Source organism: Aquisalimonas sp. APHAB1-3 (genome assembly GCF_048323695.1).
GTDB lineage: Bacteria > Pseudomonadota > Gammaproteobacteria > Nitrococcales > Aquisalimonadaceae > Aquisalimonas.
In genome coordinates this window covers 114,806-129,540 of sequence record NZ_JBLWFT010000004.1, presented here as the reverse complement: position 1 = coordinate 129,540, position 14,735 = coordinate 114,806, and the positions used below count along the sequence as shown (strand labels likewise).

Here is a 14,735-nt window from a genome sequence, read left to right as displayed (position 1 = left end):
GCCCCGTAGGAGCGGCGCAAGCCGCGACCTGATTGGGGATAATACCTTCGGTCGCGGCTTGTGCCGCTCCTACGGGCCGGTCGAGACGTTTGCAACCCAGGCCCAGCGCGGGAGCACTATAATGCAGGTCCTCATCCTTGCCGGCACCAGCGACGGCAATGCCCTGGCAACGGCGCTGGCCGGGCACCCGGTGATCCGGGCACAGGCATCGCTGGCCGGCCGCACGCGCACACCCGGCAACCTGCCGGTGTCCCACCGCGTCGGCGGATTCGGCGGTGCCGAGGGCCTCGCAACCCACCTGCGCGCTGACGGCATCGATGCGCTGGTGGATGCAACCCACCCCTTCGCCAGTGGCATCACGGCCAACGCCGCCGCGGCCGCGCGGCAGACGGGCATTCCCCTGGCCATCCTGCGACGGCCACCGTGGACGCCCGGCCCGGGCGATCACTGGCTGCCGGTGCCGGATCTCGGCACCGCCGCCGACGCCCTGCAGGACCTCGGTCACCGGGTGCTTGTCACCACCGGCCGGCAGGAACTCGCGGCCTTCGAACGCACGCCGGAGAAACACTACGTCATCCGCACCATCGATCCGCCCGAGCCGCCACCGACTCTGCCCGACGCCGTCTACCTGCAGGCGCGCGGCCCGTTCCGGCTGGCGGACGAGCAGACACTGATGGCCGGGCACGGCATCGACGTGCTGGTGTCCAAGGCAAGCGGCGGCGATGCCACCTGCGCCAAGCTCGGCGCCGCAAGGGCGCTGGGCATCCCGGTGGTGATGGTAGAGCGACCACCGGAGCCCGTCGGCGTGCCGGCATTCACCGACGCCGCAGACGTTGTCCGCTGGCTGGAGGGACTGCGTCGGTAACGGCCCCGCCGGGCCGCGGTTGGTGGACCTGAAGGTCCACCCTACGGGTCCTAACGGCCCCGCCGGATACCACGGGGGGTGCGCTGGGCGGGGTGTCGTCATGTGCGCTCCTCCGGATAGTACCGCGACGTATACACGTAACGCCGGCCGCCGCGGTCGATCACGCGCGTTGTGGACGCTCCCACCAGCACCAGGGTGCGCATGTCCGCATCGGCCGGGTTGACGTCGGCAAGCGTGGTCAGGTGCACGCGCTCGCTCTCGCCCCGACCGACCGCCGTCGCCAGCACCACCGGCGTGTCCGGCGCATGCACCGACCGCAGCACATCCAGCGCGGCGCCCAGCTGCCAGGGTCGTGCCTTCGAGATCGGGTTGTAGAAGGCCATGGCGAAGTCACCCTCCGCTGCGAGGCGGATGCGCCGCTCCACCAGCGACCACGGCTTGAGATTGTCCGACAGGGACAGCACACAGAAGTCGTTGCCCAAGGGCGCGCCAAGCCTGGCCGCGGCCGCCTGCATGGCGGAGACGCCGGGTTCGACGGTGATCTCCACCGCGGACCACCGGCCGTCGCGGTCGGCATCCAGAGCTTCCATCACCGCCGCAGCCATGGCGAACACCCCGGGGTCACCACCCGAGACCACCGCCACCCGGCCGCCTTCACGGGCCAGATCCAGGGCGTGCCGGGCACGGTCCAGCTCCTCGCGGTTGTCGGAGACGTGCCGACGGGCTGCGGCGGTGCCCACCCGGTCCACGTAAGGCCCGTAACCGACCAGGTCCGTCGCGTCCTGCAGCGTGTGCGCCGTCTCCGGAGTGAGCCACTCCGGCCCCGCCGGGCCGACACCCACCACCCGCAACCAGCCCTCACTCATCGCCGCTCCCCCATGCCGGGCACCACGATCATGGAGAAATAGGGCGCCTTGTCCACGCTGGCCTCCGGAAGCCGGCAGCAGTACTCGGCCGCCATGCTGGAGCGCTCCACGTACCAGGCGCGCTGGCACATGCCCAAGCGCTCGAGCACGGCCACGATGCGGTCGAGATTGCTGCCCACCTTCATGATCACCGCGGCATCAACGCTGGAGAGGCGTTCATGGAGCGCATCGTCCGGGAGCGTACCGGGGACCACCGAAAGCACGTCGTCACGCATGGTCAGGGGGGTGGGCAAGAGCGCAGCACTGCTCATGATCGACGGGACGCCCGGGATGATCGTGGAGGGGAAGCGGTCCTTGAGGCGCAGGTAGACGTGCATGAAGGAGCCGTAGAAGAACGGGTCGCCCTCGTTGAGGACGACCACCGAGCGGCCCGCGGCAAGATGCCCGGCCAGCATGTCGGCGGAGGCATCGAAGAACGCCTCGATGCGGTCCCGGTAGGCCTGCGAGGTATGCGGCAACTCCGTGGTCACCGGATAGACCATAGGCTCCTCGCGCTGCTGGTCATGGATGTGGGGGTCGGCGATGTCGCGCGCGTTGCCCCGTTTGCCGCGCTTGCAGAAATAGGCCACCACGTCCGCCGAGGCGATCAGCCGCGCGGCTTTCAGGGTCATGAGCTCCGGGTCACCCGGCCCCGTACCGATGCCGTAGAACCGGCCACCTTCAATACTGTTCAGGGTTGTCATGCGTTCACCACCGATCCGTTGCCAGCGCGTTCACCGCCGCGGCCGCCATGGCACTGCCTCCCCGGCGACCGAACACCGTCAGGTATTCGATATACGGCGCGCGGGCCGCCAGCGCCTCCTTGCTCTCGATCGCGCCGACAAAGCCCACGGGAATGCCAAGCACGGCCGCGGGTCGCGGTGCGCCGGCGTCGAGCATCTCCAGCAGGCGAAACAGCGCCGTCGGCGCATTGCCGATGGCCACCACGGCGCCGTCGAGCTGATCCCACCAAAGCTCCATGGCCGCCGCCGAGCGGGTATTGCCGATGCGCTCGGCCAGCGCCGGCACCCGTTCGTCCCGAAGGGTGCAGACCACCGGATTGTCCGCCGGAAGCCGCGCACGGGTGATACCGTGGGCGACCATCTGGCTGTCGCACAGAATGGGCGCACCGGCATCCAGGGCGTTCCGTGCGGCCGTCGCCACACCGGGCGAGAAGCCCACATCGGCGGCCAGATCGGTCATACCGCAGGCGTGAATCATGCGCACCACCGCCGGCACCACGCGCTCCGGGAATCGCGTCAGGTCGGCCTCGGCCTGAATGATGGCGAACGATTCCCGATAGATGGCCGGGCCGTCCTTGATGTAGTCGTGCTGCACGCTGTCAGGCATGACTGCTCTCCTCCTCCACGCGCCGGACCACATCATTGCGGCCCAGCCGGTTGATCACGTCGTTCAGGGATTCCCGGGGTGTGCGCCGCTCCCCGGCATACACCGCATCCAGCGCCATCAGGCGGCGATGCACGCCCGCCAGTGGCATCGCAGGCCAGTCCGGCATGGCGCCGACGCCGCCTGACAGCGTCAGGGCGTAGCGCTCTCCGTCCGCCACCAGCATGGCGGCCGCCCGCACCGGCGCACCGCAGCCCTTGCCACAGCCGGAGACGTGCAGCCGCTCGCCGGCAGCCAGCAGTGTCGGCATGGCCGCCTCCAGAGCCAGGGCATCGTTCCGGGTCGCGGTGGTACCGGACGCACAGCCTGGCGCGCCGACGCAGGCACCGAGCCCGAGGCGGGCATCGGCCGGTTCGGTGATGGCACCCAATGCAGCCAGGGGCTCCAGCGCGGCGGCGCTGACCCCCGCGAGCAGAACACTGCGCCAGGGCGTCAGCCGCAGCGTGGGTGTGCCGCTTGCCGCCGCGTGCAGCTCCGCCACCACTGCCAGCTGCCGCAGCTGCGCTGCATTGAGCGCACCGAACGGGAACGCTGCGTGTACCCAGACCCCGTGCGGCGCAACTCCCGGTGCCGGAGGCCCCACCGCGGGCACGGGCACCGTGCCGGCGGGCTCGGCCAGCTCAGCCAGCGCATCCTGGAACGGCGCGGCGCCGCGCTCGGCCAGGGCCGCAGCCATCCGCCGCGGCGGGTTGTCGTCCAGCAGTCGCGCCAGCACGCGCCGGGCCGCAACGGCGGCCTGCTCCGGAGCAACCCGTCCCAGCGGCACCGCGTCCGCCGCTCGGCCGCCAATGCTCAGCAGATAGCGCACGCCACCGTGATCACAGGTCACGGCGTCCAGGCGCAGGTCGGCATGGACACCGGCGATCCCCGCCGCGCCACCCCCATCCACGACCACGCCGGTCTTGGCCGGCAGGCGGTGAAGTGCGGTGTCGGCGGCAATGGCATCGGCCACGGCCCGCGCCACCGGCGTGATATCCGCGACGGCATCCGGGTCCAGGTCGGTCGCGGGGGCGGACAGCACGTTGCGTACCGCCTCACGGTCGGGGTCACTGTCGGCGACGCCGGCCGCCACGAGGGCGGTTTGGGCGCCCATCAGGGTTGCGGGGCGCACCCCACGCAGCTGCAGGTTGCCACGGACGGTGAGTTCCAGTGCGCGATTGCCGTGTTCCTCGGCCACCTGCGCCACGGCGCCCACCTGCGCTGGCGTCCAGCCACCGATGGGATGGCGCAGGCGCAGCAGCAGCCCGTCGCCACTGGCCATGGGCGCGGCCACCCCCGGGCATACACCGCGCACGGCGCCGTTATGGTTGGCGCGCGCCCCACTCATGGTTTCACCCGTGTGCCCCGGGCCACCAGCGTCAGGGCCACGGTGCCAACGATGGCGGTGGCCACACCGAGCATGGCAAACGTGGCCCACCAGGGCACCGCACTGGTGCCGAGCAGGCCGTGGCGGAAGCCCTCGATCAGGTAGTACATGGGGTTGGCCAGTGACAGGCTCTGCCACGGCTCGTCCAGGCGGCTGACGGGATAGAACAGCCCGCCCAGGTAGATCAGCGGTGTCAGCACGAAGGTGGTGACCACTGAGGTGTGGTCAAAGGTGCGTGCATAGATGCCGTTGATGAGCCCGGCGAAGGAGAACAGCAGCGCGGCGAGCACCGCCATGCCGGCAATGGCCGCCGGGTGGTGGAACTGCAGCCCGGTCAGTGGCAGCGCCAGCGCGGCCACCAGCAGCCCCACCAGCAGTCCGCGCAGTACGCCGCCGGTGACGAAACCGGCAACGATCAGCCACGGTGGCATGGGCGCCACCAGGACCTCCTCAATGTGACGCTGAAGCTTGGCGCCGAAAACCGCCAGGGTCACGTTGCTGTAGGCGTTGGTGACCACTGCCAGCATCACCAGACCGGGCATCAGGAACTCCGTGTAGCCCACGCCGCCGAAGGTGCCGATCTCCCGCCCCACGAGCTGGCCAAGCACCACGAGAAACAGGGCCGCGTTCACCACCGAAGGCAACAGTGTCTGGATCCAGGTGCGCACAACGCGGCGAAGCTGCTTCACGACCATGCCGCGATAGGCATTCCAGTAGAGCGCCGCTGTCATGCCGGTGCCTCCTGCCGTCCGCGCAGGCGCTCCAGGAACAGCTGCTCCAGCCGATTGCTCTTGTTACGCAGACTGGTCACCTGCACCCCCGCTTCGGTGAGCGACGCGAACAGGGTGTTGAGATGCCGGCCTCTGGGCACGTCCACCTCCAGGGTGCGCGCATCCACGGCGCGGACCGTGACGCCATCGAGACGGAGCGGTTCCGGGCAATCGACGGCCAGATCCAGTACCAGGGTGTCGTGGTCCATCCCCTGCAACAGGGCTCCGGGGCCGCCGCGGGCGATGAGGCGACCGTCGTCGATGAAGGCGAGATCGTCGCAAAGCTGCTCCGCCTCCTCCAGGTAGTGTGTGGTCAGCAGCACCGTGGTGCCGGCGGCGTTCAGCCGCTGCAGCACGGCCCAGAGGTCGTGGCGAGCCGCAACATCCACACCGGCGGTGGGCTCGTCCAGCACCAGCAGCCGCGGCTCGTGCGCCAGGGCACGGGCGATCATGAGCCGCCGCTTGAGGCCGCCGGACAGCCCCCAGGCGGTCTGCCGTGCGCGATCGGCCAGCCCCATCAGGGACAGGACGGCATCGGTGCGCTGCCGTGCGCGGCGCGGCGACAACCCGTAGTAGGCCGCCTGGGTGGCGACGATCTCGGCCACCGGTTCAAAGCTGTTGAAGTTCACCTCCTGGGGGACCAGGCCGATGAGCCGCCGCGCGGCAACCGGCTCCCGTGCCAGATCGTGGCCGAACACGCGCACCGTGCCCTGTTCCAGCCGCACCAGCGAGGTCAGCAGGCCGATCAGCGTGGTCTTGCCGGCCCCGTTGGGGCCGAGCAGGCCAAAGAAACAGCCAGCATCCACCGTGAGATCCACGCCCGCGAGACCGGTGCGACCGCTGGCGTAGTGTTTGGTCAGGCCTTCCAGCGCGATTGCCGGCGCGCTCATGCCGCCACCCCCGTGGTCGCCGTACCCACCAGACGACCGCCCCGATCCACCGCGCAGACGTCCAGCATGACGGCATCGGGCAGCGTGCGCCGGGCCTGATCATAGGCGCGGGCACAGATGCGGTCCGCCAGGGGAATCCCTGCGCTCTGGCACAGGGACAGGGCCTCGATGCTGGTATTGCAGGCGGTCATGCGCATGCGCAGGTGGGTATCGGCGCCCAGAGCGGCCGCTTCGCCGGCGAGGCGGTCAAGGTCGATGGCGCACTTGCGGCTGTGGGTATCGGCGTGGCCGGCGGCGAACTTGCTGAGCTTGCCGAAGCCGCCGGCCAGGGTGACCCGTGGCACCGGATGGCGTTTGATGTACTTGAGCACGCCACCGATCAGGTCGCCCATCTCGATCAGCGCCATGTCACCAAGGCGGTAGCGGGCACGAGCCATGGCCTCGCTGGAGCCACCGGTACAGCAGGCGATGTGGGTGATGCCGTTGGCGCGGGCCACGTCGATGGACTGGTGAATGGAGGCGATATAGGCAGCGCACGAGAACGGTCGCACGATTCCGGTGGTGCCCAGGATCGACAGCCCGCCCTGAATGCCGAGACGTCCGTTCATGGTGCGCTCGGCGATGCGCTCGCCATTGTCGACACCCACGAAGACCGAGAATCCGCCCCGGTAATCGAGGGCGGCGGCACACTCGAGGAGATGATCGGTCATCATGCGCCGGGGCACCGGGTTGATGGCCGGCTCGCCCACCGCGACGGGCAGACCGGAGCGGGTGACAACCCCCACGCCAGCGCCGGCATGGAACGTGAGCCCCGCCTCCCTGCGCGGCTCGGCATGCGCCCACACCCGGGCTCCGTGGGTGGCATCGGGATCATCCCCCCCGTCCTTGATGACCCCCGCCTCCGCGCCATCCCCGGTGCGCCGGAGATCATTCAGGACCAGCTCGACGCGCTTGCCCTTGGGCAGGACGACTGTCTGGCGCTCGCCCACGTGATCCCCCAGCGCCAGACGGGCGGCCGCGGTCGCCGCGGCCGTCGCGCACACCCCGGTGGTGAGACCGGTGCGCAAGGGACCGCCGCCGTCACGGCTTTCCGGGCGCATGGAGGGCGCGCCGGTGGCTGATTGTGGCTGCTGCGTGTCGGTCACGTCTCGCGGTCCCTCGTCAGATGATCGCGCGACGGGTGCAGAGGCTGGGTGGGTACCGATCAGCGGGACAGGTGTTCACCACCCGGTTCCGCCGCACCCCGCGGCACCAGGGAATTCAGGCCGGTCTCCGGGCTGGTGGTGTAGGGTCCTTCCCCGGCGGATCGCCTTCCCGACGCACCCGTGCGGGCGTCGTCAGTGGCCTGTGATCCGGTCGTCACCACTTACCGTTGCGGGGGCAGCGCCGGCCTTGCACGCGACGCGTGCGCACCGGCTTCCCGATTATCCCCAATTGCACGCGGGGCACCTGAAGCTGGCTGTACCTTATGGGACCCCCTTGGGGTGGTCAACCGGAGACAAATGAACTGAATTGATACAGACTCTATGCAACACCTAACCATCATCAATGAGCCTACGGGTAGGATGACATGACCGGGAACGACGCACAGGACCGGACGGTGGATCCGGACGAACTGGCGCGCTATCGCGCGCTGGCGGCGATGTGGTGGCAGTCCGATGGCAAGCTGTGGCCCCTCCATGTGCTGAACACGCTGCGAACCGGCTACATCCGTGACCGGCTGGCGGAGCAGTATGATCGTGACCCGGCCGAGCCGGCACCACTCGCCGGTCTGCGCATGCTCGACATCGGCTGCGGCGGCGGGCTGCTCAGCGAGGCCATGGCCAGGCTCGGGGCCACGGTTCACGGGGTGGACGTGTCCGACAGCAACATCCGGGTCGCCCGCCTGCACGCCCGCGAACAGGGTCTGGACATCACGTACGAGACTGCCACGGCCGAGGCGCTGGCCGGGCGCGGCGCCCGCTACGACGTGGTGCTGAACATGGAGGTGGTAGAGCACGTGGCCGACCTGCCGGCGTTCATGGCCGCCGTGAACCGTCTGGTGGCGCCGGGCGGCCACACCTTCGTGGCCACCATCAACCGCAATGCGATCTCCTTTGTCGTGGCCATCGTGGGCGCGGAGTACATCTTCCGGCTGCTTCCAAAAGGCACGCACCAGTGGTCCCGGTTTCCCACCCCCGCCGAAATCGAGACACTCATGGAACGGGACGGCATCACGACGATTCAGCGTACCGGCGTCAAGGTCAATCCATTGACGCGGCGCATGTGGCTGTCACCCTCGGAGAGCGTCAACTACATGCTGCTGGCCAGGCGCCAAGGAGAGGGGGAGACATGAGTGACGAGCCACAGCCCGTCGCCCTGGTAACGGGAGGGGCCCAGGGCATCGGCCTTGGCGTGTCGCGCAAACTGCTGTCGTCGGGGTGGCGCGTGTCGGTCATCGATCTGGACGGCGAGGCGCTGGCGGCACTGGACGATGAGTGCCGGGACGACCAGCGGCTGTTCACGGTGCAGGCGGACGTCGCCGACGAGGCGGCCGTGGAAAGCGCCGTGGATGCCACGCTGGTGCACTATGGCCAACTCGACGGTCTGGTGAACAACGCCGGTGTCGCCGACCCGCTGAGCGGACCGGTTGAGGCGCTGGCCCTGAAGGACTGGCAGCGCTGGCTGGACGTCAACCTGACCGGCACCTTCCTGTTCAGCAAGCACTGCACGCCGCACCTGGCGGCGCGCCGGGGTGCCATCGTCAACATCGCCTCCACCCGGGCGCTGCAGTCTGAGCCCGACAGCGAGGCCTATGCCGCGAGCAAGGGGGGTGTGCTGGCGCTCACCCACGCGCTGGCGGTGAGCCTGTCCGGACGGGTTCGCGTCAACGCCGTCAGCCCGGGATGGATTGCGGTTGAGGATCACCGCAAGCCGGGCCTGCGCGAACCCTCGACCCTCACGGCAGCCGACCACGCCCAGCACCCCGCCGGTCGCGTGGGCCGCCCGGAGGACGTCGCGAACCTCTGCACCTTCCTGCTATCGAGCGCAGCCGGGTTCATCACCGGCGAGAACATGGTCGTCGACGGCGGCATGACACGGCGGATGCAATACGCGGACTAGTTCACCGGCCCTCGGTCCTGTGCCCCGACTCCGAGGCGTCGGCCTCGGGGCGCGCTTCGATGATGCGCGCCTGGCGGCCGTCCACATCCACATCCAGCCGATAGACGCCGGGCTGCAGCACCTCGGCATCCAGCACGGATTCGGCAACCTCCTGCTCAGCGTCCGGAAGGGGCTCTCCGTCCGCGGTCTCGAAGCGGACATCGTCCGCGGCCATTACCGCCACGGCGAGCGATAACCCCGCTGCTGCCACCACCAATGGGCCCAGGCCGGGCCTCGGTCGACCTGCTCTCATTTCACGCTCCTTCCGGATAAGGCACATCAGGACCTGCCATCAATAGCCCACTGACCGCTCCCGTGTCCGCGCGTTCAGATTTCCTGATATGGTCGGCTCACCAATAACAACGAAGAGGCCGCCTGCCGTGGACACCACTACCCGCCCCAACGCCGTGCTTACCGTACTGTGCGGCGCGTTCACGGGACTGGTCGTGATCGTCTTCGCCCGCCTGGCCTTTGGCGTGCTGCTGCCGCCCATGCGTGCCGACCTGGGGCTCACCTACCAGCAGGCAGGCACGCTCGGCACGGTCACCGCGCTGGGTTACCTGCTGTTCGTGCTCGCTGGCGGCGCCGCCGCCGCTCGCTGGGGGCCGCGCCGGGCCGTGGTGTTCGGCCTGATCACGGTGGGGATCGGTTTTGCGGGGCTCAGCGTTGCCACGGCCTACCCGGCATTGCTCGCACTCAAGGCGCTGCTCGGCTTTGGCACCGCCTTCAGTTTCGCCCCCATGGTCTCACTGCTGGCCGCATGGTATCCGGCGAAGCGCGGCTTCGTCATCGGCTGCATGTCGGCGGGCATCGGCGTTGGGACACTGCTGATCGGCTTTCTGGTGCCCTGGCTGCAGACACTCTTCGGCGACGCCGCCTGGCGGGTGAGCTGGGGGCTGTTCGCGGCGGCGGCCGCCGCCGTGGCCACCCTGGTCATCATCGTGGTGCGGGATCCACCGGGGTCACGCATCGCGGCCGGGGAACGGCCGCCCTCCGCGGAGAAGTGGCTGATCTACCGCCACCCGCGCATGCTCATCGTCGGCAGCGTCTACGGGCTGATCGGACTGACCTACATCGTGCAGGCGGTCTTCATGGTCAGCTTCGTGGTGGAATCGGGCCACCCGGAACGGACCGCCGGCCAGCTGCTCGCGATGATGGGGCTGCTGTCGGTGGCCGCAGGGCCCGCCTGGGGCATGCTCTCGGACCACTGGGGCCGCGGCAACGCGCTGCTGACGGCCATGGTCCTGGTGACCATCGCCACCATGCTGCCGCTCATCGACCAGACCCTGCTCATGTTCTTTCTCCATTACCTGATCATGGGCTGCGCCGTGAACGGCTCGTTCGCCCTGATCCAGGCAAGCAGTACCGATCAGGTGGCGCCCCGGTACATCCCCATCGCCTTCAGCTTCTCGACCCTGGTGTTCGCCGCCGGCCAGTTCGTGGGGCCGGCCATTGCCGGGTGGCTGATCGAGACCACGGGCGATTTCCGCGCCGCGTTCCTGTTCACCACGGCCGGGTTGATCGTGGGTTGCATCCTGACCGCATGGATCCGCCGCTTCCCCCGCGAACTGGCCGTGGGCGGCCCACCGCAGAGCGAGGCATCGACGGCCCGAGACGGCTGATCACAGCGCGCTGATGATGGCGCCAACGGCGGCCGCGGCCGAGACGCCCAGCAGCGCCGGGCGCAGCCAGTCGCGATCGAGCCAGCGCGCAACGCGGCCGGAGCCCAGAAAGCCGAGCGCAATGGCTGGCAGCAGGCTGATCCCCATGACCAGCTCCGCGAGCCCGAAGTGGCCGGCCAGGGCCAGGGCGGTGAGCACGATCAAGCCACCGGGGACGAACACCGCAGACAGCGTGCCGCGCAGCCGCGCACCGGAGAAGTGCTGAAACGCCAGGGCCAGGGGCGGGCCACCTATGGATGTGGTGGTCGCCATCAGCCCGGCAAGCCCCCCGGCCCCGAACAGGTGCGGCGGACGCGGGCTGGCGACCCCGCCGGCCAGGCTCAGGACCACGGCCAGCAGCACCAGCGACCCGAACACCAGCCCCAGCATGTCCTGCGCGATGACACCAAGGACCAGACCGCCAAGGGCGGCGCCGGGTACCTGGCCGACCACCGCCCAGCCGGCGTCGGGGAAATGCACGGCGCGCCAGTCCCGCATGAGTATCAGCACCGGCAGGCACATCCCCGCCACCACCATGGCCCCGGGGATCAGTGCCGGCTGGATCAGATACAGCAGTGGCGCGCCGACCATTCCGAGCCCGAAACCGATTGCGCCCTGCAGCAGCGACCCGGCCAGAATCACGGCGCTGGCCAGCGCCCACTCACCAAGGCTCAGTGGTAACTCCACCCTTGCTCCCTGGATTCAGCCAACGAAGCGCCGGAGTCTACCGGGGTTCGGCCCCGGCGGCGATGCCGCCGGGCGCAACCGGCGGTGCTGGTCATTGCGCGAAGGCTAACGGGCGTCCAGAAACCGGGCGAGGGCGGTGACCATTGCCTCCGGCTGCTCCACCGGTGGCAGATGCGCCGCGGCGGGGATGATCTCCAGCCGGGCGCCGTCAATGCGTTCGGCGATGGCCTCGGAAGCCGCCACCGGCGTACCCGGATCGTCCTCACCGACCACCACCAGCGTCGGCACATCGATGGCCTCCACCTGCGGCTCCAGGTCCATGCTGCCGATCGCCTCGCAGCACCCGGCGTAACCCTCCGGCGGCGTGCGCAGGAACATGTTGCGGATGCCGGCCACGGTGCTGGAGCCGAGGAAAGCGGGGGTGAACCAGCGCTCCATGGCGCCGTTCACCAGGCCGTCCAGCCCGTCGGCCCGCACCTGGGCGGCGCGCTCGGCCCACATGGACGGCTCCGGCATACGCATGGTGGTGTCGCACAGAATCACGCTGTGCAGCCGCTCGCCGTGGCTGCCGGCCAGCTGCTGGCCGATCATGCCGCCGATGGAGAGCCCGCAGAAATGCACCCGGTCTAACCCCAGCCCGTCCATGAGCGCCACGCAGTCCTCCGCCAGTCCGGCAATGGTGTACGGGCCGGCCGGCACAGAGGTCAGCCCGTGGCCGCGCATGTCATAGCGCAGCAGGCGGTAGCGGCCCCGCAGCCGGTCGGCGACGCCATCCCACATGCGGAAGTCGGTGCCCAGGGAGTTTGCGAACATCACCACCGGGGCATCGTCCGGCCCTTCGAGGGTATAGTGGATGACGCCGTTGTCGTGTTCCAGAAACTGCATGATGGGCTCCTGCGCTCAGCGGGTATATCCCGGGACGGGCCGGTTCGGTGGACCTGAAGGTCCACCCTACTAGACTGTGCCCGCAGCCGGGACTTATGGGCGTAGGGTGGACCTTCAGGTCCACCAACCGGAACCCGAACCTACTCCGGATCCTGCAACGGCGGCCGAACCGGCGGGAGGTCGGCGAACTCGCCGGGCCGCTGCTCGGCGTTGGCCTGCATGGCCTCGCGGATCTCGGCGTGCTGGAGCATGCTGGCGTTCCACACACCGATGTAGTCCAGGCTGTCCGCCACTGAGTGGTCCCGGGCGTAGTTGGCCATGCGCTTGGTGCCGTGAATGGCCAGCGGCGGCTTGGTGGCGATCTCCCGGGCGATGCCCATGACACCGTCCAGCAGACTGTCCTGGTCCGGGAAGACGCGGTTGACCAGGCCCACGGCCTGCGCCTCCTCCGAGGGCATGCGCCGGCCGGTGTATGCCAGCTCCCGGGCCACGCCTTCCGGGATCAGCTTGAAGATGCGCGGGAACGTGCCCACGTCGGCGGTCATGCCGATGTTGATCTCGTGGATGGTGATGAAGGCATCCGCCGTGGCGTAGCGCATGTCGCAGGCGGTAATCAGGTCCACGCCGCCGCCGATGCAGCCGCCCTGGATGGCTGCCAGCACCGGCACACGGCACTGCTCCAGGCAGGAGAAGGTGTCCTGCATGGCGCGGACCGTGTGCTGGAATCGCAGGCCCGCCTGCCGGCCCGCCATGGGGTCGTCACCCCCGTCGGCGATGGCCTCGAACGCCTTGATGTCCAGCCCGGCCGTGAAGTGCGGCCCGGTGGACGAGATCACGATCACCCGGGCACGGGCGTTGTGGTCGATATCGCGGATGATCGCCGGTAGTTCGGTCCAGAACGCCGGGATCATGCTGTTGCGTTTTTCCGGGCGGTTGAGCACCAGATGGGCGACGCCGCCCTCGATGGTCACCTCGAAGCACTCGTGGCTCATGTGCCGTCTCCCTTGCAGGACTTCAGTAACCGCGCAGACGCGCGAAACGCCGGGCGTGGTACCGCTGATCGCCGAAGGTCTGCTGAGCCGCGCGGGCGCGCTTGAGGAACAGACCCACGTCGAACTCGTCGGTCATGCCCATGCCGCCATGCATCTGCACGCCCTCGTTGGTGGCGAGCTCCGCCACCTTCGATGCCCGGGCCTTGGCGAGACTGCAGAGCTGATCCGCATGGTCGTCGCCCTCGTCCAGGGCCGACAGCGCCGCGACCACCGCGGATTTCAGCAGTTCGATCTCACTGAACAGGTCCGCCGCCCGGTGCTGCAGCGCCTGGAACGAGCCGATGGCCACGCCGAACTGCTTGCGCTCCTTGAGATACTGCACCGTGCGCTCGAACACCTCCTGGGTGAGACCGAGCAGCTCCGCGGCCAGATGCGCGTTGCCGATATCCAGCAACTGTTCCAGGACCGGCAGCCCCTCATCGACCCGCCCGAGCACCGCGTCCGCCGGCACTTCCGCATCATTGAAGCGCACCTCGGCGGCATTGCGGGCGTCCACCATGATCGTGCGCTCCACCTCGACGCCCGCCGTGTCCGGATTCACGAGGAACAGGGTCACGCCATCGGTGGCGCGCGCATCACCGGACGTGCGCGCGGCCACAATCAGCCGGTCCGCAACGTGGCCGTCGAGCACGAACGTCTTGCAGCCGTTCAGGGTGTAACCGCTGCCATTGTGTTCGGCGCGGGTGCGGATGCACTCGGGATCATGCCGGCCGGACTCGTCCACGGCCAGGGCCAGCAGCAGCTCGCCCTGGCCCACCGCCGGCAGGAGATCCGCCTGTTGCGCCTCGGACCCGGCCAGGGTGAGGGCGGAGACACCCAGCACGGCCGAACTCAGCAGGGGTGACAGTGCCAGCGTCCGCCCGCTCTCTTCCATGATCTGCCCCATGCCCACGTGGCCGAAGGCGAAACCGCCGTGGGCCTCGGGTATCAGCGTGCCCGCAAAGCCCTGTTCAACCATGGCGGCCCAGACATCGCGGGAGAACCCGGTGGCATCGCGCGTATCCCGCAGGCGACGGAATTCGGCAATCGGCGCCCGCTCCTGCAGGAATCCGCGCGCCGCGTCCTTGAGCATCTGTTGTTCTTCATTGAGTACCAGCGTCGCCATG

At 69.2% G+C, this 14,735-nt stretch carries 16 protein-coding genes and 1 riboswitch; of the genes, 4 read left to right on the top strand and 12 right to left on the bottom strand.

The features are described from left to right. The first annotated feature begins 121 nt into the window (after positions 1-121). On the top strand, positions 122-865 hold the full coding sequence (locus ACNSTU_RS08825; protein ID WP_290635008.1) for a cobalt-precorrin-6A reductase: 744 nt from the start codon (positions 122-124) through the stop codon (positions 863-865). Between the two features lie 98 nt (positions 866-963). Here ACNSTU_RS08825 and cobJ read toward each other — a convergent pair whose 3' ends face one another. From cobJ to ACNSTU_RS08790, 7 genes are read right to left on the bottom strand one after another with little or no spacing between them, the layout of a single operon-like run. Further along, positions 964-1,731: a precorrin-3B C(17)-methyltransferase gene (gene cobJ, locus ACNSTU_RS08820; protein WP_290635009.1), complete on the bottom strand. Its 768-nt coding sequence runs from the start codon at positions 1,729-1,731 to the stop codon at positions 964-966. Continuing rightward, positions 1,728-2,474, bottom strand: a complete 747-nt coding sequence (locus ACNSTU_RS08815) for a precorrin-2 C(20)-methyltransferase (RefSeq protein ID WP_418212266.1) — start codon at positions 2,472-2,474, stop codon at positions 1,728-1,730. Before ACNSTU_RS08815 ends, cobJ begins: the two co-directional genes overlap by 4 nt. A gap of 4 nt (positions 2,475-2,478) precedes the next feature. Then, on the bottom strand, positions 2,479-3,120 hold the full coding sequence (locus ACNSTU_RS08810) for a precorrin-8X methylmutase (RefSeq protein ID WP_290635013.1): 642 nt from the start codon (positions 3,118-3,120) through the stop codon (positions 2,479-2,481). Beyond that, positions 3,113-4,504: a precorrin-3B synthase gene (cobG, locus tag ACNSTU_RS08805; protein WP_290635015.1), complete on the bottom strand. Its 1,392-nt coding sequence runs from the start codon at positions 4,502-4,504 to the stop codon at positions 3,113-3,115. The genes ACNSTU_RS08810 and cobG overlap by 8 nt, the downstream gene beginning before the upstream one ends. Beyond that, the gene (locus ACNSTU_RS08800; protein ID WP_290635017.1) at positions 4,501-5,274 is read right to left on the bottom strand and encodes an ABC transporter permease; all 774 of its coding nucleotides are present in this window, start codon (positions 5,272-5,274) and stop codon (positions 4,501-4,503) included. The genes cobG and ACNSTU_RS08800 overlap by 4 nt, the downstream gene beginning before the upstream one ends. Beyond that, positions 5,271-6,203 (bottom strand): ABC transporter ATP-binding protein, encoded by a 933-nt coding sequence (locus ACNSTU_RS08795; RefSeq protein WP_290635019.1) that lies wholly within the window; start codon positions 6,201-6,203, stop codon positions 5,271-5,273. The genes ACNSTU_RS08800 and ACNSTU_RS08795 overlap by 4 nt, the downstream gene beginning before the upstream one ends. Then, a complete protein-coding gene (locus ACNSTU_RS08790; RefSeq protein WP_290635024.1) occupies positions 6,200-7,303 on the bottom strand; it encodes a cobalt-precorrin-5B (C(1))-methyltransferase in 1,104 nt (367 codons plus the stop codon). The genes ACNSTU_RS08795 and ACNSTU_RS08790 overlap by 4 nt, the downstream gene beginning before the upstream one ends. A gap of 145 nt (positions 7,304-7,448) precedes the next feature. Then, positions 7,449-7,671: riboswitch (cobalamin riboswitch) on the bottom strand. A 102-nt stretch (positions 7,672-7,773) separates the two neighbouring features. Between ACNSTU_RS08790 and ubiG the strand changes: the two genes are divergently transcribed. Both ubiG and ACNSTU_RS08780 read left to right on the top strand, forming a co-directional pair. Next, the gene (gene ubiG / locus ACNSTU_RS08785; RefSeq protein WP_290636698.1) at positions 7,774-8,538 is read left to right on the top strand and encodes a bifunctional 2-polyprenyl-6-hydroxyphenol methylase/3-demethylubiquinol 3-O-methyltransferase UbiG; all 765 of its coding nucleotides are present in this window, start codon (positions 7,774-7,776) and stop codon (positions 8,536-8,538) included. Continuing rightward, positions 8,535-9,305 (top strand): SDR family oxidoreductase, encoded by a 771-nt coding sequence (locus ACNSTU_RS08780; RefSeq protein ID WP_290636697.1) that lies wholly within the window; start codon positions 8,535-8,537, stop codon positions 9,303-9,305. Before ubiG ends, ACNSTU_RS08780 begins: the two co-directional genes overlap by 4 nt. 1 nt (position 9,306) lies before the next feature. Here the strand turns inward: ACNSTU_RS08780 and ACNSTU_RS08775 are convergent, their stop codons facing one another. Next, the gene (locus ACNSTU_RS08775; RefSeq protein ID WP_290636696.1) at positions 9,307-9,597 is read right to left on the bottom strand and encodes a hypothetical protein; all 291 of its coding nucleotides are present in this window, start codon (positions 9,595-9,597) and stop codon (positions 9,307-9,309) included. A gap of 127 nt (positions 9,598-9,724) precedes the next feature. Between ACNSTU_RS08775 and ACNSTU_RS08770 the strand changes: the two genes are divergently transcribed. Further along, positions 9,725-10,966: an MFS transporter gene (locus ACNSTU_RS08770; protein WP_418212265.1), complete on the top strand. Its 1,242-nt coding sequence runs from the start codon at positions 9,725-9,727 to the stop codon at positions 10,964-10,966. On the opposite strand, the gene ACNSTU_RS08765 is transcribed toward ACNSTU_RS08770, so the two are convergent. From ACNSTU_RS08765 to ACNSTU_RS08750, 4 genes are all read right to left on the bottom strand, one after another. Then, the gene (locus ACNSTU_RS08765) at positions 10,967-11,692 is read right to left on the bottom strand and encodes a sulfite exporter TauE/SafE family protein (RefSeq protein ID WP_290634448.1); all 726 of its coding nucleotides are present in this window, start codon (positions 11,690-11,692) and stop codon (positions 10,967-10,969) included. A gap of 105 nt (positions 11,693-11,797) precedes the next feature. Continuing rightward, positions 11,798-12,577 carry a 3-oxoadipate enol-lactonase gene (gene pcaD, locus ACNSTU_RS08760; RefSeq protein WP_290634450.1) on the bottom strand — a complete coding sequence of 260 codons (780 nt, stop codon included), beginning with the start codon at positions 12,575-12,577 and terminating at the stop codon, positions 11,798-11,800. A gap of 140 nt (positions 12,578-12,717) precedes the next feature. Next, positions 12,718-13,569 (bottom strand): crotonase/enoyl-CoA hydratase family protein, encoded by an 852-nt coding sequence (locus ACNSTU_RS08755; RefSeq protein WP_290634452.1) that lies wholly within the window; start codon positions 13,567-13,569, stop codon positions 12,718-12,720. A gap of 22 nt (positions 13,570-13,591) precedes the next feature. Beyond that, a complete protein-coding gene (locus ACNSTU_RS08750; protein ID WP_290634454.1) occupies positions 13,592-14,734 on the bottom strand; it encodes an acyl-CoA dehydrogenase family protein in 1,143 nt (380 codons plus the stop codon). Position 14,735: the final 1 nt, after the last annotated feature.